Raw genomic sequence first — 26,887 nt, 5'->3', positions numbered from 1 at the left:
CTTGAAGTTGTCATGCCCGTTCGGGGTATCCGGAAAACATCGAGAGCACCCGGGCGAGCTCCGGTCCGATGACCGCCATGGCCGGAGGTTCGATCATCTCGTTGTGTTCGCAGCGCACGGGCACCTCCACGATCCGGCCCGTCACGAGTGGGCTCCATTCCTGCGGCGACCTGTCGCGCGGAATCGTGTCGTCTTCTCCCGATGCCAGGAAGATCAGCAGATCTCCTTCGTAGACCTGGGGAACGAACTGGTGCGTGATTCTCTGTGAAGTCTCGTACCCTCGGGCAATCCGTTCGAGGTCCCGACCGTCGACTCCCGTCTCGGGCCCGAGCCTCCGGGCCAACACGGCCGCCGCCTCGTCGAAGGTCAGATCTCGGTCGGTCTCGATCTCGAGGCCGAGTCCTCGCAGTAGGTCTCGGACGTCGAGTTCGGCTGACGCAGGGGCATCGCCGTTGTCGGGGTAGCTGTCCATCATCGCCAGTGTGGCGACGTCGCGGCCGGACGATTGCAGTTCGACGGCCATGGCGTGCGCGATGACTCCGCCGAGGGACCACCCGAGTAAGTCGTACGGCCCGTCCGGCGAAACGGCCTCCACCTCTTCGACGTAGCGATGGGCTAACTGTTCGATCGACTGATAGTCACCGTCGTCGCTGAGAGCGGGGAGCTGAAGTCCGTACACGGGTCTGTCCTCGGGCAGATACCGCACCAAGCCGGCATACCCCCAGGACAGGCCGATACCGGGGTGCACACAGAACAGCGGTCGCCCAGTCCCTTTCGTCCGCAGTGGAACAACCACGGCGAGAAGCTCTTCCATACCGGCGTCGGCTGTCGGCATGTCGAGGCGTCGAGCGATTCCAGCGGGTGTCGGGTCGAGGAACATCCACTGAAGCGGGATTCTCCGTCGGAAACGAGAGTGCAGTGCGCTGACGATTCGGGTGGCCACCAGGGAGGACCCGCCCAGGTCGAAGAAGCTGTCGGTAGTGCTCACCCGGTCGACACCCAGAACCTCGACGAACGAGTCGACCACGGCACGCTCGGTGTCGGTGACCGGCTCGCGGAACTCGGCTGCAGCCGAACCGAATTCGGGTTCCGGTAAGGCCTTTCGGTCGAGCTTGCCCACCGGTGTCATCGGAATCCGCTCGAGAAGCACCACTGCCGACGGAACCATGTGCGAGGGTAGTCGGTTGGCTGCGTACGCCCGTATCTCGTCAGTGCCGGTGGCGTCGGCAGCTGACGCACGCACGTACGACACCAGGACCGTTTCACCCGACGGTCCCGTGTGGCCGACAGTCGCGGCGAAGTCCACCGACGGATGGCGTGAGAGAACTGCATCGATTTCCCCGAGTTCGATCCGAAAACCACGGACCTTGACCTGGAAGTCGCTGCGCCCGATGTATTCGAGCGTGTGATGCACTCCATCGCCGGAGCCAACGATTTTGGCACTGTCACCGCCGGATTCACGCCAACGCACGACATCTCCGGTGCGGTACATCCGGCGCCCCGGCGACCCGTACGAGCACGCGACAAATCGTTCCGACGTGAGCGACGCCCGATTATGGTACCCACGTGCCATACCTGGACCGATGATGTACAACTCCCCCGGCACGCCCACCGGGACGGGCTGCAAACGCTCGTCCAGCACCAGGAAGCCGAAGCCCACTGCCGGCGAGCCGATATTCACTCCCGCACCGGGTTTCATCGAATCGCTGACGCTCGCCTGCACGGTGGTTTCAGTCGGGCCGTAGCCGTTGTGCAGCCTCCGACCCGGCGCCCATTGCGCGACGACCTCCGGCGGGCAGGCCTCGCCCACCAGATCGAGAACACGGAGCGCCTCGAAACCGTTGTCACCCAACGCCGCCAGCGCGGTCGGTGTAATGGTGGCATGAGTGACCTGCTCGCGCCGGAAAACATCGGCCAATTCGGCGCCACCGTACACAGCAGGCGGAACGATCACGACTTGCGCCGAGGCGCTGAATGCCATCGTCAACTCGAAGATGGAAGCGTCGAAACTCGGCGATGCCAACTGAGAGACATGAGAGTCGTGAGTGACCTCGAACCTCTCACGAGTTTCGGCCGTGAAGCTCGCCAAACCTCGATGAGTAATGTTCACTCCCTTGGGTTTCCCGGTAGATCCCGAGGTGTAGATCAGGTAGGCCGGATGATCGAGGTTCAGTTCACCGGTTCGATCGTCATCGGTGATCGGTTCCGGCGACAGCGCGGCTACCCGCCGGGCGAAGTGTGGGTCGTCGAGTTCCAGCCAGGGAACAACGTCGGGTAGGTGAGTTCGGCTGGTCTGAACAGTCAAACCGAGCGAGGCTCGGCAATCGGCGAGCATGTATTCGACGCGCTCGCGCGGATAGGCCGGATCGACAGGCACAAAAGCCGCTCCGGCTTTGGTCACCGACCAGATCGCCACCACCGATTCGATCGAGCGAGGCATTCCCAGTGCCACGAAGGTCTCCGGGCCCACACCGCGACCGCACAACTCCCGGGCAACACGATTCGACCACTCGTCCAGGTCGCGATAACTGAGCTGCCGGTTCTCGAGCGACAGGGCCACCGAGTCAGGATCGATCGCCACGGCGTCCGCCAACAACTCAGGCCACAATTTCGGAGGTACTTCGGGGAGCCCATGCGCCGGCGTCAACTCGCGACGTTCGGGATCGCCGAGTAGGTCGATGTCACCGATCGGTACCTGCGGATTCCGGGTCACGGCCTCGAGCACACGAACGAACATGTCGGCAAAACCGCCGACCGTACCGGGGTCGAAGAGATCAGTGGCAAAGTCGACGGCTCCGCTCATCCCTCCCGGTTCACCGCGATCGTCGTACTCCTCGGCCAGAAGGAATTCCAGGTCTACCTTCACTACCTCGAGTTCAGGGTCGATCCCGCGGACTTCCAGTCCCGGTAGCTTCAGAATCGGTCGTTTGTTGTTCTGGAATTCCAGCGACACCGAGGAAATCGGTGCATAAGCGCTCGACCGTTTCGGCCCGACCGCGTCCACTACCCGCTCGAAGGGCACGTCGGAATGAGCGAACGCGGCGAGGTCGACTTCGCGGCAATGCTCAACCAACTCGCGGAACGATCGAGCCGGATCCACCTGTGTGCGCAGTGCGAGCGTGCCGACGAACATGCCGACCAGATCATCGAGGGCACGATCTCCCCGGCCGGCGATCGGCGTGCCGATCACGATGTCGTCGGTGCTGCCCAAACGTGCCAGCAAGAGCGCGAGCGCTGCATGCACAGTCATGAATGCAGTGGACTCGTGCTGCCGCGACACGTTCAGAATACGGCGGTGAAGATCATTGCTGATCGAGAAGTGAATCCGCGAGCCGTGAAAACTCTGTTGCGTCGGCCGGTCTCGATCGAGCGGAAGTTCCAAGAGGTCGGGAGCACCTGACAGTGCACGTCGCCAGTAAGCCAACTGCTCACTGATCACCGACCCGGGGTCGTCGACTGAGCCCAGAATCTCCCGTTGCCAGAGCGCAAAGTCGGCGTACTGGACTGGAAGCGGCGTCCACTGGGGATCCCCGCCGTACGCGTGGGCCTCGTATGCAATCATCACGTCTCGGGTCAACGGAGACATCGAGAAGCCGTCAGCCGAGATGTGGTGCACCACTACGGCAAGCACGTGTTCGCGCTCATCGATGGTGAACAACGCTGCCCGCAGGGGAATTCGTGCGGCGACGTCGAAACCGGCCGAGACCATCCGGGCAAGCTCGTCACGGAGATGATGTTCGTCGGTCACCGATGTCTCGGTCAGTTGCGGCAGCTCGGCGCTCTCGGTGGGCAGGATGTGCTGGACCGGTCCGTCACCGTGGACCGGGAACATCGTTCGCAGCGATTCGTGGCGGGCGATGACATCGGACATCGCTGATCTCAAGGCCGGTTTGTCGAGTTCACCGCTCAACCGCACCACGAGCGGAATGTTGTATGCAGGAGAACTGGTGTCGAGTTGATTGACGAACCACATCCGCTGCTGAGCAAACGACAAGGGGATGTTGTCGGGTCGGGGGCGCGGTCCCAGTCGCTCCGACCCTTCGGCAACCGACTGGCCGATCACCGTAGCCAACTCGGCGACCGTCGGCGTCTCGAACAGATCCCGCACGCCTACGGTAGCTCCGAGCACCGCCCGTAGCCTCGCCGCGACCGAAGTGGCGCTCAGAGAATTTCCACCGAGCTCGAAGAAACTGATGTCGGTACCGACTCGTTCGAGGCCGAGCACCTCGCCGAACACGTCCGACACTGCCTGTTCGACCGGGCCGACCGGGGGACGGAAATCCCCTGTGGTCGTCTCGATTTCGGGTCTTGGCAACGCCGAACGGTCGACTTTTCCGACAGCGGTCAACGGAATGTTCTCCAGCACCGTGAGAACGGCAGGCACCATGTGCGAAGGCAAGCGCCGGGCCACGGCGCGAATCAGGATCCTGGTGTCCAGTCGACCCGCCGTGGGCACGACGTACGACACGAGTCGGGTGTCTCCGGTGGGGCCGGAATCGGCAACCGTAACGGCAAAACCGACGTTGGGCTCCGACATCAGCACACTGTCGATCTCACCGAGTTCGACACGGAAGCCTCGAACCTTGACCTGGAAGTCGCTTCGCCCGACGTACTCGACACACATGTCCGCCGTCCATCGCACGATGTCGCCGGTGCGGTACATCCGCGTTCCTGGGTCAGCCGGGTTGGCAACAAAGCGTTCTGCCGTCAACCCCGCCCTTCGGTGATATCCCCGTGCCACGCCTGGTCCGGCCAGGTACAGCTCGCCGGGGACCCCGACGGGAACCGCTTGAAGTCGAGTGTCGAGCACCAGTTCGCTGACGCCCCTGACGGGTCCACCGATGGTGATTGGTTCTCCGGCGGTCATCGGTGGGCTGACGTTGGACATGATCGTTGCTTCGGTCGGTCCGTACGCGTTGTACAGGCGGCGGCCAGGTGCCCAGCGAGCGACGAGGTCGGGCGGGCACGCCTCGCCCCCGAATACGACTTCCGAAAGTTGTTCCAGCCCAGCCGGGTCCACCGATGCCAATGCCGCTGTGGTGACGAACGCGTGCGTGACGGCGTGCTCTGCCAGAAGTTGCGCCAGGTCCTCGCCCCCGTAGATCCCGGGTGGAGCGACAACCATCGTCGCCCCGGCTCCGAAAGCCTGCAGATATTCGAAGAGCGACCCGTCGAAACTCGGAGTGGAGAAGTGCAGCGTGCGTGATTGTGGAGTTGCGCCGTAGCGTTCGAGCTGGTCTCGGGCGAAGTTGTCGAGCCCTCGCTGCGTGACCACGACGCCCTTGGGCACGCCGGTCGACCCCGAGGTGTAGACCACGTAGGCAGCTGAATCCAACCCGATCGGACGGAGTCGGTCGTTGTCGGTCAACGGGCTCCCCGAGAATCCCTCGCACTTCTTCGTGAAATGCGGATCGTCGATAATCAGCCACTCCGCGATATCGGGCAATCGATCTCGGCCCGCGGTGGTGGTCAATCCGAAGCTGACCTTCGAATCGATCAGCATGTGATTGATCCGCTCGTCCGGATAGTCGGGATCGATCGGCACGAACGCAGCGCCTGTCTTGGCGACGGCAAGTATCGACACCACGGACGCGAGAGAACGTGGGACACCGACCGCTACATAGTCCTCGGTTCCCAGGCCGTGCGAGACGAACATGCGAGCAATGCGATTGGAAAGGATGTCCAGCTCGCCGTAGGTCATGCTGCCGTCCGCCGATTCCACGGCCGGTGCGTTCGGATCACGCTGGGCTGCCTCGTCGAAGATCTCCGGGAAGACGCGCGACGACCCGCCGGCCGTGCCACGGACTGGCACCAATTCAGCATGTTCGGAGGCTGCGAGCACCGACACCACAGCCAAGGGACGATCCGGCTGGGTACACGCTTCGAGTACGCGCCGCAGTCGTCCGGCGATCTCTTCGATGTCGGCGGCACCGAAAACCTCGGGTATGTACTCGAATTTCAGGCGGAGCCTGGTGTCGACCGATGCTACGAGGCTGAGCGGGTAGTGGGCAGCGTCCTTGGCTTCGACATCGGTGATCCGGACCCCCGCAATATCGGTATCGGACGAAAGCCCCTGACGGTCAACGGGATACGATTCGAAGACAGTCAACGTGTCGAATCCGATCTCCGGCCCCGCGCCTACGTGGATCTCGGAAAGCCCGAGACAGTGGTGATCCGACAGCTCTGCTTGCTCGGCCTGGATCCGCGCGAGGAGTGTGCCGATACTTTCACTCGGGCGCAGCGTGATTCGGACCGGAATTGTGTTGATGAACAGCCCGACCATGGTTTCGATCCCGGTCAGCTCGGGAGGTCGACCCGACACCGTCGCTCCGAACACCACATCGTCTCTCCCGGTCAGTGCAGCAAGGACGATCCCCCACGATGCCTGAACAATCGTGTTGATCGTCAGCCCGAGTTCACGCGCCATTCCGCGAAGTGAGGTTGTGAATTCCTCGTCCAGATCGAACACCCACTCGGCCGCCATGGTGGAGAGTCGACGCGATCGAACCGCTGGAGCCAACAGCGTCGGTCCTTCGACTCCGCTCAGCGTCCTCGCCCACACAGCTCGGGAAGCTTGCTGATCGCGGCGGCTCATCCAGGTCAGATAGTCGCGATACGCGCGCGCGTGAGGCAAGGCCGCCACTTGACCGTCGGCGGCATAGAGCGTCGCCAATTCCCGGATCAGCAGGGGCATGGACCAGCCGTCCAGAAGGATGTGATGATTGGTGAGCACGAGCGTGAACTTTTCGGGGGCGAGAGCGATCAGGGTGAATCGGATCAACGGCGCCCGTGCCATGTCGAACGGGCGCGCTCGGTCCTCGGCCAGCGCTCGATCAATTTCCTGATCTGGTGCACCCGTGAGGTCGATTTCCTGCCACGGCGCTGCCACGTTGCTTCGGACCACCTGGACGGCACGGCCGTCGGCGCTGTGAAGGAAGGCGGTACGCAGGTTCTCATGCCGGCCGAGCAGCGCGTCGGCGGCGCGGCGCAGGCGCTCCGAATCGACTGCGCCGGCTAGATCGAGAGCCACTTGTACGAGGTATGCGTCGACCGATCGTTCGGCCAATTCGGCGTGGAACAACAACCCCGCTTGCAGTGGAGAGAGTGGCCAGACATCGCTCAGGTCGGGACACCGACTTTCGAGGTCGTCGATCGCCTCCTGTCGAAGATCGACCAGATCGAAGTCCGAGGGTGTGAATCCGCCGCCGCCCGCCGCGAACTCTGCGAGTCCGGCCAGTGCGTCGAGCCACCACTGCCCCAGTTGCCGAACGTCGTCCGCACCCAGAATGTCCGGTGGGAACGTCCAGCCGGCAACGAGCTGCGGACCGTCCTCGGTATCGCTGTCGACCGTCATCACGTTGACCTCGAGGACGCTGGCGAGTGGGAGATCGACGGCCGCAACCGTCCGCAGGTCCTCGTCACGGATCGGTACCCATCCCGCTGAAGCGTCGGCGTCGGATCCACCGACGCGTCCGAGGTAGTTGAAGCTGATCTGAGGCACCGGAAGTTGCGAAAGAGTGTGTGCCGTTTCGCGGTTCAGATAGCGCAGCAACCCGAAGCCGATGCCGCGGTCCGGCACCGCCCGGAGTTGTTCCTTGACAGTCTTGGCAGCGACGCCGGCAGCCGGGCCGCCGGCGAAGGCGTCACCCGGATCCACTCCGCTCAGATCGATCCGCACCGGGAAGATCGTCGTGAACCATCCCACCGTGCGAGCAAGATCTGCCCCGGGAACCACCTGTTCCTCGCGTCCGTGCCCCTCGAGACTGATCAATGTCTCCGGATTGTCGATGCCGCGGTCCATGCGCCAGCGGACCATCGCAAGTGCCAAAGCCGTCAACAATCCGTCCTCGACGCTCCCATGAATCGCCTGCGGAACTGTCGTCGACACGGCCTCGGTCAATCCCGTGGGAACTCGTACTTCGATGTCAATGGTGGCCGAGGCGGTGTCCCTCTTCGTCAGGGCGCGCACACCCAGAGTCGGATCCGGGCCCTCGAGCACCTCTCGCCAATAGTCGATTTCAGCGACCCGATCCGGCTCGCGCGCGGCGTCGACGAGGCCATGTGCCCATCGACGCATCGAGGTTCCGACCGGAGCAAGTGACGGGTCGACGCCTGACTGCACCTGCGCACAGGCAAGTGCAAGATCGGGGATCAGGATTCGCCAGGAAACGCCGTCCGTCACGAGGTGGTGCGCCACGATTAGCAACTGTTTCCGGCTCTGCCGGTCCTTTTGAATCTGTCCGTCGGTGTCGAGCAGGACTGCCTGCACCATCACACCTGCCTCCGGGTCGAGCCGCCCCAGAGCTGCGTCGAGTTCTGTCGAGACCGTCTCCGCGGCAGAACCCCCGAGGCTCCCGTGGCGTACGACGGTCTCCGCCCGCACCGTACCTACAGGCGCAACGTCCATCCGCCGAGCGGATTCAGGATGATGCGTCGCCCGGATGCCTGCGCGGAGGATGTCGTGGTGGTCCAGCACAGCCTGCATGGCCAGTGTCAGCGTGACCTCGTCGAGCGTGGCAGGAACCGAGAGCAGAACAGATTGGGAGTACCGGCGAAAATCTCCACCACGGTCAAGCATCCATTCGACGATCGGCGTCAATTCGATCTCACCGACGCCGCCGCCAGGCAATTCGTCGACGACGACACGGTTGCCAGCCGTTCCGGCCGTCTCGGACAGCGCCGCAACAGTTTTGCGTTCGAACACCTCGCGCGGTGTGATCAGAACTCCGGCAGACCTGGCGCGCGTCACCAACTGGATGGACATGATCGAGTCACCGCCTAGAGTGAAGAACGAATCGTCGACCCCCACCTCCTCGAGTCCCAGAACTTCGGCGAACAGACTCGCAAGGATGTTTTCCGTCGCGGACGCGGGGCCACGACTTACGGTTGCCTGTCGCCCGAAGTCAGGTTCAGGCAATGCATTCCGGTCGAGCTTTCCGTTCACCGTCAGCGGCAAACCCTCGAGAACCGTCACGACAGCGGGGACCATGTGGGGCGCCAACCTCTGTGAGACATACTCGAGCAACGCCGCCGGAGAGATAGTGGCACCGGACTCCGGCACCACGTAGCCCACCAACCGGTCTCTGCGGGCTACCACCGCCGACTGAGACACGCCCACTCCGGAGAGCAGTGCAGCCTCCACCTCGCCGAGTTCGATTCGGTACCCCTTCACCTGCACCTGCAGATCGTTTCGTCCGAGGTACTCCAGCTGCCCGCTGTCGTTCCAGCGCCCCAGGTCACCGGATCGATACATACGCGCACCACTGACCGCGAGGTCGGGAATGAACCGCGCGGACGTCAGACCGAACCGGCCGAGGTATCCGCGTGAAACCTGATCACCGGAGACATACAGTTCACCCACCACACCGGGCGGCACCGGGTGCAACCGCTGATCCAACACATACACACGCAATCCGGGTAACGCCCGACCAATCACCGAGGCCGATCGTTGACGCACCAGCACACGATCGAGCGGTAAATGGCTGACGTGCACAGTGGTCTCCGTGATGCCGTACATGTTGACCAGATCTGGTGACGAAGTCCCGCGGCGGGCGTACCAGCGCGTCAACTGTCCGAAGTCGAGCGCTTCTCCGCCGAAGATCACGTAGCGCAATGACAGGGCCGCACCCCCGGCAAGCCGGTCGGCTTCCGCCAATTGATAGAAGGCGGTGGGAGTTTGATTGAGCACCGTGACACGTTCGTGCCGTAGCAATTCGAGGAATGCCTCTGGTGAACGGGCCGTGAAGTAGTCGACCAGTACCAGTCGGCCACCGTGTGCGAGTGCGCCCCACATTTCCCAGACCGAGAAGTCGAATGCCTCCGAATGGAACATCGTCCACACATCGCCGCTGCCGAAGCCGAAGAGCGCTCTGGTGTTTGCCAGCAACGTCACTACGCTGCGGTGAGAAACCTGCACCCCCTTCGGGCGCCCGGTGGACCCGGAGGTGTAGATCACGTAGGCCACCGATTCGGGTCGGAGCGGTAGCAGCCGATCTCGGTCGGTCACCGCAAGCGGAGAAAACCTGTGCAGTGCATCGAGAATCACCGGGTCGTCTACCGCAATCACTGGAATCTCGCTGTCTGCGATTGCGTCACTGTCTCGTATGTAGTCGCCGTCGGCCCGGGTGGTCAACACACACTTCGGCCGGGCGTCACGCAGCACGAAGTCCACCCGGTTTACCGGAGAAGTCGAGTCCACCGGTACGTATCCGCCACCCGCCTTCACCACCGCCAGCAATGCCACCATCAGGTCGATCGAGCGGGCCATCGCGACTGCCACCAAGGTTTCCGGCCCCACCCCCTGCGCCACCAACAGTCGAGCAAGGCGGTTTGCTCGCTCGTCGAGTTCGCGGTACGTAACCGACAATCCGCCGCAGCGCACCGCCACGGCAGCACCGGACGTCCGCGCCGTGCGATCGAAGAGATCCGACAACGAATCCTCGTCTGTTCCGGCGCCAGAGGGCGTGGGCGCAACCAGCAACCCGCTGAGTTCGCCGGCCAGAATCATGTCGATATCACCGACGACCACCGACTGGTTCTCGGTCACGGCGCCGATCACTCTTTCGAAGCGCGCCGCGATGCGCGCCACCGACATTCGATCGAAAATATCTGTTGCATAACGGAAACCGGCGCTGATACCAGCGGGCTCACCGTGCTCGTCGACGTGCTCCATCACACTCAGTTGCAGATCGAATTTCGCAACCGCGAGATCGACGTCGAGCGAGCGAACCGTCAGTTCCGGCAAGTCGAAGCGCAGTCCCGTATCGGTCTGGAATTCGAGGAGTACCTGAAACAGAGGTGAATGCTCGGTGGAACGGTCGGGCGAGAGGTAATCCACCAACCTCTCGAAGGGGATGTCTGCATGGTCCAGAGCACCGAGATCCATTGACCGCACCGCGGCCAACACCTCGGCAAAGGTTGCTCCGGATGAGACAGGTGTGCGAAGGACGAGCGTGTTGACGAACATCCCGACCACATCGTCGAACACCGATGCACCGCGACCTGCGACCGGAGTCCCGATCACTACGTCGTCCGCTGTAGTGAGCCGTGCCAGCAATACCGCCAGAGCCGCATGCATCACCATGAACAGAGACGAACCGTTCTGGTGTGCGAGTTCGTTCAAAGCTCGATGGATCTCGGGCGAGAAGTCCATCGAAACCACCGCGCCCTCGGCAGACCGTTTCGAGGTTCGTGGTCTATCGAGAGGGAGCGGCAAGACGTCCGGAATACCCGACAGCTTCGCTGTCCAATAATCGAATTCGGCCGAGGGCGAAGTTTCCGGACCAACGTCTGCGTCGACGATCTCACGCTGCCAGAGGGTGTAGTCGGCGTACTGAATCGGCAGCGGCACCCAGTCCGGGCTCCGACCTTGCGTGCGCGCGGTATATGCACTCATCAGGTCGCGTGCCAGTGGTGCCATCGAGAAGCCGTCTGCGGCGATGTGGTGAACAACGATCGCGAGTACATGCTGCTCCGGTCCGGTTCGGAGTAACCTCACGTGCAGCGGGAACCCTTCGGACACATCGAATCCGATGTCGAAGAACGCGCGCAAGTCCGTGAAAAGCCCCTCGCCGGGAATCGGCACGGGGTGGATTCGAGGAGCAGCGACCGCGGGTTCGGCGATCACCTGGTAGGGCCCGTCTGCGGACGCAGGAAAGATCGTTCGAAGGGATTCGTGCCGTTCCACCACATCACCCAGCGCGGCTTGGAGCGCACCCGAATCCAGGAACCCGTCCAGTTGTAGTGCGACGGGGATGTTGTAGAGCGGAGACGACGTGTCGAACTGGTTGACGAACCACATCCGCGATTGCGCGAACGACAGCGGAATACGTTCTGGCCGTGCCCTACTCGTGAGGGGCACACGAGTAGCTTCCTCGAGTCCAGGCTCGCCCGGCGCGGAGTCGATTGGATCTATCGAGGCCGCCAGGTCCGCGACCACGGGGGCGTCGAACAGTGCATTGACCCCCATATTGGTGTGCAATGCGGCGTTGATGCGGGCGATGACTCGAGTGGCGCTGAGGGAATCCCCGCCGAGTTCGAAGAAACTGTCGTCGGCACCCACCTGGTCGAGACCGAGAACGTCGGCAACAGCACGGGCGATTCCGATTTCGGCAGGAGTGGCGGGAGTCCGAAACGCAGCGCTCGCAAAATCAGTGTCCGGGAGGGCTTTACGGTCCAACTTCCCATGCACCGTCACCGGAAACTCCCCCAACACCACCACCACCGACGGCACCATGAACCCCGGAAGAGACCTCCGCACCCCCTCCAACACCACCACCTCATCGACCACCACCCCCACCTCACCCACCACAAACCCCACCAAAAAATCCCCACCCACACCCGACCGCAACACCACCACCGCACCAGCCACCCCCACCTGAGCAGCCAACACCGCCTCCACCTCACCCAACTCCACCCGCTGCCCCCGCACCTTCACCTGAAAATCCTTGCGCCCCACAAACTCCAACACCCCACCACACCCCCACCGCACCACATCACCCGTCCGATACACCCGAGCACCCACCACCCCCGACACCGGATCCGCCACAAACCGACCCACCGTCAAATCCACACGACCCTCATACCCCCGAGCCACCTGCACCCCACCCACATACAACTCCCCCACCACACCCACCGGAACCGGCCGCAACCGCGAATCCAACACCAACACCCGCGTATTCCACACCGGCCGACCAATCGGAACACCCACCCCCACAACACCCTCCACCACATGAAACGTCACATCCACCGACGCCTCCGTCGGCCCGTACAAATTCACCAACTCCGCACCACACACCCCCGCAAACCGCCCCGCCAACACCGACGACAACCCCTCACCCGACACAAACACCCGACGCAAACCCGAACACCCCACCCCCAACTCCCCCACGCTCAACTCCCCCACGAACACCTCCAACATCGACGGCACAAAATGCACCACCGACACCCCCCACCGCTCGATCACACCCACCAAATACACCGGATCACGATGCCCACCCGGATCCGCCACCACCAACCGCGCACCCACCATCAACGGCCAAAACAACTCCCACACCGACACATCGAACGACACCGGCGTCTTCTGCAACACCACATCCCCCACACCCAACGGAAACTCCCCCTGCATCCACAACAACCGATTCACCACCCCCGCATGCGACACCACCACCCCCTTCGGACGACCCGTCGACCCCGACGTGAACATCACATACACCGCATGCTCAGGCAACAACACCCCCAACCGATCCCCCACCCCCACCGGACCACCCGAAAACCCCGAAACATCAACACAACCCACATCAACAAACCCCACCCCCACCGGCAAACACCCACCATCACCAACCCGCGACAACACCACCACCGGATCCACCACCCCCACCACAAACCCCACCCGCTCCACCGGCGCACCCACATCCACCGGAACAAACACCCCACCAGCCCGCACCACCGCAAACACCGCCACCAACAACTCCACCGACCGCGACAACGCCACACACACCCGCGACTCCGGACCCACCCCCAACGAAATCAAAAACCGCGCAAAACGATTCACCCGAACATCGAACTCACCCCACGACAACACCACCCCACCACACACCAACCCCCCACCACCCACACCAGCAAACCGCCCATCCAACACATCCACCAACGTCAAACCCCCCACCACAACCCCCACACCATCCCAACCACCCACCACCAACCCACGCTCACCGGCGACAAACACGTCGACCTCACCCACCGGTGTATCCGCGTTCGCTGCGAAGGCGGCAAGAATCCGCGACATTCGCTGTGCAATGGTGTCGACCGCGGCGCGGTCGAATGCCGCCGGCTGGTACCGCAGGCTGACCTGCAGCGTCGGTTCCGCGACCGACAGCACGGTGAGCGGGTAATGCGTGGCGTCGCGGGCATTCACAGCGGTGACGCGCATACCGGCAATGTCGGTGTTCCCGCCCATCCCCGAGGTATCGATCGGATACGACTCGAAGACCGACAGTGTGTCGAACAAATTGCCTGTCCCTACGACAGATTGAATCGCGCCGAGTCCGACATAGTGATGATCGAGCAGAGCTGTCTGCTCGCTTTGCAGTCGAGCGAGCAGCTGCGTACACGTCTCGTCCGGATCCAGTTGCACTCGGACAGGCAACGTGTTGATCAGCAGCCCCATCATGTTTTCCACACCAGGCAACTCGGGTGAGCGGCCCGAAACCGTGACGCCGAAGACTACGTCGTCACGGGAAAGCATCCGAGACAGTAGGACACCCCACGCCGCCTGGATCACCGTGTTCATCGTGATCCCGCTCCGTTGGACCAGCGCACCGAGTCCGTCGCGCACCGAATCGGGTAGATCGACGGCAACCTCTTCGGGCACCAGCTGCTCCGCGATCGGCGTCGAAGGCGCCAACAACGTCGGCTCGTCGACGCCTTCCAAGGCGTCCTCCCACGCCGCGAGCGAGGTCTCCATATCGCGGTGCATCAACCATTCCAGATAGGTGCGGTACGACGGAGTCTCGGGAAGATCGGCCGGGGCCCTCTCGACCGAGAGACTGTCGTCCGCGTATCGCATCAACAGTTCGCGAACCAGCAACGGCATCGACCAACCGTCGAGAACGATGTGATGGTTCGTCACCACCAACACACACCTCGTCGGCGAGGTTCGCAGCAACGTCAGCCGAAGCAGTGGCGGCGAAGCGAGGTCGAAGGGTGCACTGCGATCCTCGGCGAGGCGGCGCTCCAGATCTGTGTCGGTTGCCGATCCGCGATCACTCAGGTCGACCTCGGTCCAGGGAATCACGGCATCGTCGACAATCAACTGCACCGGTAGGCCGTGTACGTCGTAGACGAACGCTGCACACAGATTCGGGTGGTTTGCCAATAGTCCGGCAGCAGCGCCGCGCAAACGCTCGGAATCAACCGATCCTTCGAGCTCGACGCACAACTGCGCTGTGTAGACGTCCGTCGACGTGGCCGCCAGTGAGGCATGGAACATCAGCCCGGCCTGAAGGGGCGACACCGACCAGACATCGTGCAATCCGGGGAAGTCGTTCTCCCAGCGTTCGATCTGTTGTTGGTCCACCGAGACCAGGGGAATGTCCGACGGCGTCAGACCGCCCGCATCAGGTCGCGACGCGTGCGCGGTGAGTCCGTCGAGCGCACGACGCCACAGTTCCGCGAACTCCGCGATGTCAGACCTGTCGAGCACTCCGCGGGGAAAGGTGAAAGATGCTGTCAGGCACGGCCCGTCGACGTGGTCCTCAACCGCGGCGTTGATGTCGATCACGGACGCCACAGGCATGGACGGGTTCTGGGTTCCGCCGAGCCTTCGATTGCCCTCCACCGGCAGCCAGTCCTGTGTTCCGTCAGAGGAGCTGATCCGGCCCAGATAGTTGAAACTGATCTGAGGAGAACGGAATCGGCCGAGTGGGTCGCTCTCGCCCGACAGGTACCGCAACATCCCGAATCCGATTCCATGATCGGGGATCGCACGCACGTACTCTTTGACAGCTTTGAGAGCCCGCCCGGCGTCGGCGCCACCTGCCAGTGCGTCGTCGACGTCGATTGCGCCAAGTTCCACGCGCACCGGGTAGAGCGTGGTGAACCAACCAACGGTGCGAGCGAGGTCTGCACCAGGAACCGCTCCTTCCTCGCGCCCGTGTCCTTCGAGCGTGATCAGGGCGGCAGCGGTATCCATACCGCGGCGTCGTCGCCACTCGATCGAGGCGAACGCAACAGCGGTGACGAGTCCGTCGTTCACGCCGGCGTGGAATGCCGCAGGAACCGTGGTGAGAAGGTTCCTGGTCGCCGAAGGCGAGATGTCCACTGTAACGGTGTCGACCGTGTCGTCGACGTCGATCGTGGGATCGAGTGGGCGCGAACCGATCAACGGGTCATCGCCGTCCAGGATCGTTTTCCATATGTCCAGTTCGACGCTCCGGTCGCCCACGTGCTCGACAAGCCCATGCGCCCATCGCCGGAACGACGTTCCGATCTGTGGCAGTTCGGGCGTGACACCGGCCTGGAGTTGTGCTGTCACCGACGCCAGGTCGGTGACCAGAATGCGCCACGAGACGCCGTCGACAACCAGGTGATGAATCACCACAAGTAGTCGGCCCCGCCCGGTCGACACGTCAGGTTTGTCGGCCAGGTCGAACCAGATCACGCGCACCATGTCAGCCGTGGCGGGATCCAAGCTGTCGGCCACGGCCTCGAGTTCTCCCGACGCCAAGGCCCTGAAACCTTCGTCGTCCACCGAATCGACAGCTACGCGGTGGATCAGTCCTTCGGCCGAGATCGAGCCGGGTGGTAAGACTTCCATGACCCGGTCACTCTCAACCAAGCGAGCTCGAAGCATTCCGTGGCGGTCCAGCAACACCTGGAGACCACGGACAAGGAGGTCCTGGGTGAGATCAGCGGGAGCTGTCAGCAAGAGCGCCTGGGAGAACCGTTTCACTCCGCCGCCACGCAGCCCGCCACTGCTGCGGTCGAGCATCCACTGCGCCACCGGGCTCAATGGAACAGTTCCGACAGCGGATCCCGGTAGCTCCGCGAGTACATCAGGCCTGTCCTGCTCAAGGTGCGCCGACTCGGCAAGCGCGGCGACGGATTTGTGGTCGAAAACATCTCGGGGTGAGATGATCACACCCGCATCGCGAGCGCGGGCCACCAATTGGATGGACATGATGCTGTCGCCACCGAGCTCGAAGAACGAATCATGCACTCCTACCGCGTCGAGACCGAGAACCTGCGCGAACAGAGCGGCAAGAAGATTCTCGGTTTCCGTTCGCGGTGGCCGGTCGGGTGTGGCGGCGGACGAGAAATCGGGTGTGGGAAGCGCTGCGCGGTCGAGTTTTCCGTGAACCGTCAGCGGAACGGCGTCGAGCACCACCACCGCCGCCGGCACCATGTACGACGGCAGGCGCTTGCCTGCATGGGCGAGGACGTCTCGCGGATCGACACTCGCTCCGCGATCGGGAACCACGTAGCCGATCAACCGATCCCTGCCGTCGCCGTTCCAGACGGCCGTCACCGCCTGGGCCACGCGCGGGTGCGTCTGCAGTGCCACCTCGACTTCCCCGAGTTCGATGCGGAACCCACGGACTTTGACTTGGGCATCGGTGCGCCCGAGATACTCCAGCCGTCGGTCGGGCGTCCACCGCACGCGATCGCCCGTGCGATAGATCCGCGTTCCCGGCGCACCGAAGGGATCTGCGACAAACTGCGTGGCGGTCAACGGGTATCGCCGGTGATAGCCGCGAGCGAGAGCCGGCCCGGCAAGATACAACTCCCCCGCGACACCTACCGGTACCGCTCGCAGACGCGAGTCCAGCACTACCTCGCTGAATCCGCGAGTAGGTGTGCCGATAGTGACCGGGTCGTTCGGAGCCAGTGCCGCACTGATGCTCGACACGACAGTTGCCTCGGTAGGACCGTAGGCGTTGAACATCTTTCTGCCCGGAGCCCAGCGGGCCACCAATTCCGGCGGACACGCTTCCCCACCTGTCACGACACAACCGACAGTGGTGAGACCGTCTGGGTCGACGGACGTTAAGGCCGCCGGAGTCACAAAACAATGGGTGACGCGCTCGCGCTCCAGTAACGCCGCCAGTTCCGACCCGCCGTAGACGGTCGGTGGCACGATCACCATCGTGGCTCCAGCACCAACGGCCATCACGAGCTCGAGAACCGACGCGTCGAAACTCGGCGAAGCGAAGTGCAGAGTTCTGGATCGGGTCGTGGCGGCGAAGGTCTCACGCTCCTGGAGCGCGAAGTCGCTCAACCCGCGATGTGTGACCGTCACGCCCTTGGGTGTTCCTGTCGACCCCGACGTGTAGATCAGATAGACCGGATTGTCGATGCGAATCGGTGCCTTCCGATCCGCGTCGGTGACTTTCGATGGCGAGTACGCCCGCAGCCGTTCCTCGAAACCGGCATCGTCGAGGACCAGCCACGGCACGAGGCCGGACAATGCCGCGTTGTGAGCGCGAGACGTTATCCCCCACCCTGCACCGGAGTCGCCCAGCATGTGCTCGATACGAGCAGCAGGATGTCCCGGGTCCACGGGAAGGAATGCCGCACCTGTCTTGGCAATGGACCACACCGCCAGAACGGACTCGATGGAGCGTGGGAGACACAACGCCACCACCGATTCGGGACCCACTCCGGATTCGATCAGCATGCGGGCCAATCGGTTCGACTGCGCGTCGAGTTCGAGATAGGTCACTTCACGTTCCTCGAACACCAACGCGACGGCGCCGGGATCCTGGGCAGTCGCCATATCTGTTGCTGCAGTCAGCAAATCCGGAAGGGTCTGAACAGCGGCGGAAATCTCACCTCGCACGGGTACCAGTTCGGCTGACTCATAGGCGTCGAGGATCTCGATATCTCCGATCCGTGATTGCGGATCCGTGATAACGCGCTCGAGAATCCGTTGCAGGCGGTCGGCGAAGCCCGCTACCGTTTCCTCGTCGAAAATATCTGTGGCATATCCGAATTCGGCGCGAAGACCGTCCGATTCGCCGGCTGCGCCGGCGTTCTGCGTCACCGTCAACTGAAGATCGAAGTTGATGGTGTCGATCTCGACGCCCACGTCGGTCACCTGCAGGTCGGGGAGTTCGAGTGCAGGCCGTTCGATGTCTTGGAACTCCAACATGACTTGAAACAGGGGCGAGTACGCCGTCGAACGTGAAGGATTCACGATCTCGACGACTCTTTCGAACGGCACGTCCGCGTGAATGAAGGCGCTCAGATCTACGTTTCGGACCTGGTCGAGGAAGTCTCCGAAAGTCGCGCCGCGGTCCACTGCAGTGCGCAAGACCAACGTGTTGACGAACATGCCCACCAGGTCGTCGAGTTCGCGCTCCCCACGCCCGGCGATGGGAGTTCCGACGGCTACGTCGTCCTCATCACTGAGCCTCGCCAGCAGCACTGCCAAGGCTGCGTGCACAACCATGAAGACCGTGGCGTTGTGTTTGCGCGACAGGGCAACCACACCGGCATGCACCTTCGGACCGAACACGAACCTGATCCGTCCGCGTCGAAGCGAACGCACATCACCGCGCGGTCGATCGGTCGGAATGTCGAGAACCTCCGGTGCGCCCGCAAGATTCTCGGCCCAATAGCCGAGCTGTTTCGAGATCAGAGACCGAGAGTCCGATTCCGAGCCCAACCAACCACGTTGCCACAACGCGTAGTCGGCATACTGGATCCCGAGCGGCGCCCACTGCGGTGCCTCACCGTTCACTCGGGAGGAGTATGCGCTCATGAGATCTCGGGCCAGCGGTACCGTCGAGAATCCGTCGGCGGCGATGTGGTGAATCACGATCACCAGGACATGCGAGTGGACCTGGTCATCTCGCCGCAACAAGGTGGCGCGCATCGGGACCTGCTGCGTGACGTCGAAACCATCCGAAGCGATCTGCCGGCTACGCTCGCGCAGCTCTTCCTCTCCCTGCACAAGTATCGGTGCAAGATCCGATACCACCTGTGAGGTGGACATGATCACTTGACGCGGGCCGTCATCGATGAGAGGAAAAACGGTGCGCAAGGACTCGTGCCGCTCGACGACGTCGACAAATGCAGCCTGAAGCGCACTCACGTTCACTGCACCTTCGAGCCTCAACGCGCACGCGACGTTGTAGGCGGCGGACTCGGGGGCGAACTGATTCGCAAACCACATTCGCTCCTGCGCCGGTGAAAGTGGGATATCTGTCGTCATAACCCGCGGCGTCAACGCCGGCTTGGCCCCCTCTCCTCCGCGACACTGCGCCAATTCGGCCAGCGCTGCAACGGTAGAAGCATCGAAGACGTCACGAATATTGATCCGTTCGCCGAGAACAGAATTCACTCGCGCAACCAACCTGGCCGCACTGAGAGAGTTCCCACCCAGGGCAAAAAAGTCGTCGTTCACGCCCACCGTCGACGTTCCCAGCAGATCATCGAAGATTGCGGCAACCGTCTCCTCGACCGGCGTTCGTGGCGCAACATACTGCAGCGCTTGAGGTTCGAAGTTGACGTCCGGGAGGGCTTTACGGTCCAACTTCCCATGCACCGTCACCGGAAACTCCCCCAACACCACCACCACCGACGGCACCATGAACCCCGGAAGAGACCTCCGCACCCCCTCCAACACCACCACCTCATCGACCACCACCCCCACCTCACCCACCACAAACCCCACCAAAAAATCCCCACCCACACCCGACCGCAACACCACCACCGCACCAGCCACCCCCACCTGAGCAGCCAACACCGCCTCCACCTCACCCAACTCCACCCGCTGCCCCCGCACCTTCACCTGAAAATCCGTGCGCCCCACAAACTCCAACACCCCACCACACCCCCACCGCACCACATCACCCGTCCGATACACCCGAGCACCCACCACCCCCGACACCGGATCCGCCACAAACCGACCCACCGTCAAATCCACACGACCCTCATACCCCCGAGCCACCTGCACCCCACCCACATACAACTCCCCCACCACACCCACCGGAACCGGCCGCAACCGCGAATCCAACACCAACACCCGCGTATTCCACACCGGCCGACCAATCGGAACACCCACCCCCACAACACCCTCCACCACATGAAACGTCACATCCACCGACGCCTCCGTCGGCCCGTACAAATTCACCAACTCCGCACCACACACCCCCGCAAACCGCCCCGCCAACACCGACGACAACCCCTCACCCGACACAAACACCCGACGCAAACCCGAACACCCCACCCCCAACTCCCCCACGCTCAACTCCCCCACGAACACCTCCAACATCGACGGCACAAAATGCACCACCGACACCCCCCACCGCTCGATCACACCCACCAAATACACCGGATCACGATGCCCACCCGGATCCGCCACCACCAACCGCGCACCCACCATCAACGGCCAAAACAACTCCCACACCGACACATCGAACGACACCGGCGTCTTCTGCAACACCACATCCCCCACACCCAACGGAAACTCCCCCTGCATCCACAACAACCGATTCACCACCCCCGCATGCGACACCACCACCCCCTTCGGACGACCCGTCGACCCCGACGTGAACATCACATACACCGCATGCTCAGGCAACAACACCCCCAACCGATCCCCCACCCCCACCGGACCACCCGAAAACCCCGAAACATCAACACAACCCACATCAACAAACCCCACCCCCACCGGCAAACACCCACCATCACCAACCCGCGACAACACCACCACCGGATCCACCACCCCCACCACAAACCCCACCCGCTCCACCGGCGCACCCACATCCACCGGAACAAACACCCCACCAGCCCGCACCACCGCAAACACCGCCACCAACAACTCCACCGACCGCGACAACGCCACACACACCCGCGACTCCGGACCCACCCCCAACGAAATCAAAAACCGCGCAAAACGATTCACCCGAACATCGAACTCACCCCACGACAACACCACCCCACCACACACCAACCCCCCACCACCCACACCAGCAAACCGCCCATCCAACACATCCACCAACGTCAAACCCCCCACCACAACCCCCACACCATCCCAACCACCCACCACCAACCCACGCTCGGGCGCGCCCAAAATTTCCGTATCCCCTACTGGCACTGTTGGATCCGACACGACCGACCGGAGGAGGCGGACGAAACGCTCGCCGAACTCGGCGACTGTGGTGCGCTCGAAGATATCGGAGGCATAGGTGAAGGCGGCATCGAAACCCATGGGGACGCCGTCTTTGCCACGCTGCTCGGAGAGCGACAGTTGCAAGTCGAATTTGGCGACACCGACGTCGACTGGAACAACATCGACACCCAGTCCGGGTAGTTCGAGGTGGGGATCTGCGGTGTTCTGGAATTCCAACAGAACCTGGAAGAGCGGTGAGCGAGATGACGAACGCTCCGGCGCAACTGCATCGACGACTCGCTCGAACGGCACCTCGGCTTGTCCGAACGCTGCCAGATCGACTTCGCGAGTTCGTGAAAGGATCTCCTCGAAAGTCGCGGCGGTGTCAACGGTGATTCGCAGGACGACCGTGTTGACGAACATCCCGACCAGATCGTCGAGGACTTGCTCGGCGCGCCCTCCTACCGGAGTCCCGATCGCTATGTCCGGCGAGGCGCTCAGCCGTGCCAACAGAACCGCCAGCACTGCGTGCATCACCATGAACGGTGTCGTGTTGTGATTCCGAGCGAGTTCGAGGAGTTCACTGTGCACGTCTGCGGGCACCGAGAATCGGACCGATTCACCGCGCATGGATCGTTCCGCCGGTCTCGGTCGATCCAGCGGAAGGTCGATCACGTCAGGTAGACCGGCCAGGGTGGACGTCCAGTAGTCCAACTGCTTCGCCTCGAGCGTGTCCGGATCGTCGTCACTGCCGAGCAGTTCGATCTGCCATTGGCTGTAGTCGGCGTACTGCACAGGCAAAGGCGACCAGTCCGGTGCCCGTTTCGCAGCCCGCGCCGCGTAGGCGCGGGTCAGGTCGCGGGCCAGCGGCTCGAGGGATGCTCCGTCCGCCGAAATATGGTGAACCACCAGCGCAAGGACATGATCGTCCGGCGTGACCCGAAAAAGGGAGCCGCGCAGGGGCACGTTCGCGCTCACGTCGAACCCCTCGCGAGCGAGATCGGCGATGCGCCTGTCCAAGGCTTCCTCGTCCACGGATACTTCCCACGCGATCTTCGACGTCACGCGTTCCGAAGGCACTACTACCTGATGTGGGCCGTCGACCGACGCCGGGTAGACGGTACGGAGCGATTCATGCCGATCGACAACATCTCCCACCGCGCGCTGCATCGCAGCGACATCCAAGGCACCTGACAGTCGGACCACCATCGGAATGTTGTAGGCCGGGGACGACGTGTCGAACTGATTGACGAACCACAGGCGTCGTTGTGCCACAGACACCGGAATCTTGTCCCTGTACGAATGTGCCTGCAGGATTGGACGCTTCGAACGCGTGCGATCAACGCGGGATGACGTCGCATCCCGCACGTGACGGGCCAATGATTCGATAGTCGGTGCTTCGAACAAAGTCCGCACCCCGAAATCGATTTCTTCAGCGGCATTTACGCGAGCGATCAGCTTCGTGGCAATCAGTGAGTTCCCGCCCAGATCGAAGAAGTCGTCACCCGCACCCACCGTCTCGACGCCTAGAACATCGGCAAAAATCTCGGCGAGCACTAGTTCCTCAGCGCCCTCGGGCGGTCGAAAGTCGTCCGACCGAGCATCGAGCCGAGGTGCCGGTAACGCAGCGCGATCGACCTTTCCCGCCGGAGTTACCGGCAACTCGTCGAGTAGAACAAATGCCGCAGGAACCATGTACGACGGAACACGGCTCGCGACGTACCGCGTCAGCTCGGCCGTCGAGAGCGCACTTCCGCCGGCAGGCACGACGTACGTGGTGATCATCGCTGTCCCGGAGGGAGCCGCACGCGCCACGGTGACTGCATTCTCGACCTGCGGACACGACCGCACGACGCTGTCGATTTCCCCGAGTTCGATACGAAATCCGCGAACTTTCACCTGGAAGTCACTACGACCGACGTACTCGAGTCCACGGCCACGGCGCCACCGCACCAAATCCCCCGTTCGATACATCCGCTGCCCGGGGAGGCCGAAGGGGTCTGCCACGAATCGTTCTGCGGTCAACGCATACTTCCGGTGATATCCACGTGCGAGCGCGTCTCCCGAGATGTACAGTTCGCCCACAACACCGTCGGGGACGGGGTGCAATCGCTGATCGAGCACGATCTCCTCGAAGCCGCGGAGCGGACCGCCCACTGTGATGTTCTCCGACGACACCATCGGCTCGCCGATGTTCGACATGACGGTGGTCTCGGTCGGCCCGTACGCATTGCACAGCCGTCGGCCGGGAGCCCACCGCTGCACGAGATCCGGCGGACAGGCCTCACCACCGACCACCACTTCGCCGAAGTCCGAAAGGCCCTCGGGAGAAACTGTTCCGAGCGCCGCAGTAGTGACAAAACCATGCGTGACACGCTGGGATTCGAGGAAGTGAGACAGCTCGTCACCGCCGTAGATCGTGCTCGGTGCAATCACCATGGTCGCTCCGGCACCGAAAGCCAGCAGGTATTCGAAAATCGAGGCGTCGAAACTCGGGGTCGAGAAGTGCAACGTTCGCGCATCCTGGGTCGCACCGAACCGCGAACGCTGTTCGGCAGCAAGCGCTTCCAGTCCACGATGCGAGACCGTCACCCCCTTGGGGAGTCCGGTGGATCCGGACGTGTAGATCACGTATGCAGGACTGTCGGGCCGGATCGGGTGCACCCGATCGACATCGGAGATGGAGCGCACGGACAACCGTGCAAGTCGGCCACGGAACTCAGCGTCGTCGATTGCTATCCAGGAAATCGAATCCGGCAAACGATGAAGTTCGGAAACGACCGTGAGCCCCAGTACGGCGCCGGAATCGGTCAGCATGAAGCGAACACGTTCACCCGGATAGGTCGGATCCACCGGCACGAATGCCGCGCCGGCTTTGCTCACGGCCAACATCGCGACAACCGATTCGATCGAACGCGTCAAACCCAGCGCCACACTGTTTTCCGGACCGATGCCGCGGTCGATCAAGACTCGGGCCAACTTCGACGAACGCTCGTCGAGTTCTCGATACGTCAACTCGGCATCGAGATACGACAGGGCCACGCCGTCGGGGTGTGTGCGCGCCGCACCGTCGAACAAATCGGCCAGGGTGCGATGCGAAGCGCGCGGGTCACCGCGGACAGGCCGTATCGCGGATCGCTCGTCGTCGGACAAGATATCGATGTCGCCGACCATGATTGCCGGATCCGCTGTGACGGATTCCAGGACGCACGCGAGCCGCAAACCGAGGCCGCGTACCGTCTCGGCGTCGAATAGATCGGTGGCAAACGCGAGCCTCACCGAGATTCCGGACGGCGTACCCACCTCGTCGAAAGTCTCGACTGCAGACACTCCGAGATCGAAGCGGCCGATGTCGCGAGGGTGCTCGTCAGCGCCGGCGACGGACTCGAACATCACCTGTACAACCGGCGCATAGGCGGGTACATCCTCCACGTGCAATGGCTGAACCAACTGCTCGAGCCGTATCCCACTGTGCGGCAGCGCATTACTTCGGACCTCGACGACACTGCCCAAGAGTGCCGTGAACGGCGTCTCCAGATCGATGCGACTCCGGATGGCGACGATGCTCGCGTCGGATCCCGCGGGCGTACCGATCACAACATCCGAAGCACCGGACAACCGGCTCACCAGGAGAGCAAAGCTCGCATGTAAGACCGCACGAGTGTCCGTCCCGAGATCACTCGCCATCGCCGTGATCCGCGCGTGGGTGTCGGTGGCGATCAGGACCTCAACCTGTGCACTGTCCAGCGATTGCGTTGCAGGCCTGGGTCGATCGAAGGGAAGTTGCAAAAGTTCGGGCGCCCCGGCGAGCTCATGTCTCCAATACTCGAGGTGCCGGACTTCGCGTTGTCGTCGCTCGCCCTCTCGGGCCGTCGGGCCGTGAATGTCTGCGAGTTCGGCACCGGAATCAGACGCGATCAACTCTTCCAGCAAGCCGACAAAGTTCCGGTGGTGCTCGCGTAAACCCGCCTCCTCGTATCGGATCGGGTTTGCCCGGAAGTCGACACGCAGCCTGTCGCCGCTCGGATACACGTTGACCAGAAGGTCTTCCACCGGCCCGGAGGTGACGATGTGATACTCCCCAACCACCTCGCCCAACTGCACCTCCTGGCGAAACAGCATGACGTTGACCATGGGCCCGGCATATGAGTCTTCGCCTTCCAGACCGCTCGTCACGCCTGCGTCCCGACGGATGTCGTCGAGGCTGCAGCGCTGGTGCCGCAATGCACCCATGAGCTCATGTTGGACCTGGGCGAACAGTTCACCGACGGTGTCGACCGCCGCGACACGGATGAGCAGTGGCGTGACGTTCACCATCATGCCGCCCGAGTCCCGCAGCACCGCCGTAGTCCGTCCGGACATCGGAACATGAATCTGGACAGTCTCTTTCGCCGTCATCCGCGCGAGGTACAACGCGAGCGCAGCGATGACCGGTGCAGCGTGGTTCTCGGATTCGTAGAGAAGGGCACAACTTCGGTCCGACATCAGTGTGCTTTCGAGTCGGCTCTCGGTTTGCGCGGGCCCAGAAGCCTCCGCCAGGCTGGATCCAGCGAGGGTGGTATTGCGCTCAGCCCAGTACTCCCGGTCGGCGGCAAATCGATCCGACATTCTGTACCGCTCGTCGATGTCGTACAGCGTGCGCAGCGTCGCGGCACGACTCGGCTGCGAGTCCTTTCTCGCCGCCGAGGCCGAGTACCGATGCGCAATGCGGTTCATCATGGTCATGGCACCGAAACCGTCGAGCGCAACATGATGGATGCGGCTGTACCACAGATAGTGCGCGTCCCCGACGCGCAGCACAGCGGTCGCGACGATTCCGTCGACTGCCAGGTCGAGCTGCGTCCGGCAATCTCGGCGCATCCACCCGAGGGCATCCTCGATCGGATCGGGGGACCCACGGAGGTCGACAAGACGGACGGTGATCTCAGATGTCTCGTCCACATACTGCATCGGTTGACCGTCGATCTCGATCACTTTGAGCAAAGGAGATTGAAACTCGTATGCCACCGCTCGCGTTTCGCGATCCAGCAGTTCGACGTCGAGTTCGCCGCGCAGCTCCACGTAGTGCGCTATCAGAATCGGGACTTCGGGATCGAATTGCTGAGCGAACCAGGTTGCCCGTTGGGCGGCCGAGAGCGGAAAGAGCGTCTCATCAGAAGGGTCGGTCCGACTTACCTCGAAGGGTTTCACAGCGCCCCGCCCCGCATGATCTCCGCGGCCGCCGAGTGCGTAGCCGCGTCCGAATCAACAGCGCGAAAGCAAGAGGCTGATCGC

1 protein-coding gene is annotated in these 26,887 nt (G+C 62.8%); it reads right to left on the bottom strand.

The features are described from left to right. Positions 1-10: 10 nt before the first annotated feature. Positions 11-26,803 carry a non-ribosomal peptide synthase/polyketide synthase gene (locus GN300_RS28985; protein WP_233405720.1) on the bottom strand — a complete coding sequence of 8,931 codons (26,793 nt, stop codon included), beginning with the start codon at positions 26,801-26,803 and terminating at the stop codon, positions 11-13. Positions 26,804-26,887: the final 84 nt, after the last annotated feature.

Origin of the sequence: Rhodococcus sp. Ni2, from assembly GCF_021352185.1 — a bacterium.
GTDB lineage: Bacteria > Actinomycetota > Actinomycetes > Mycobacteriales > Mycobacteriaceae > Rhodococcus_F > Rhodococcus_F qingshengii.
Note: the sequence above shows the minus strand (reverse complement) of the source record. Positions and strands in the feature narration are given on the sequence as shown.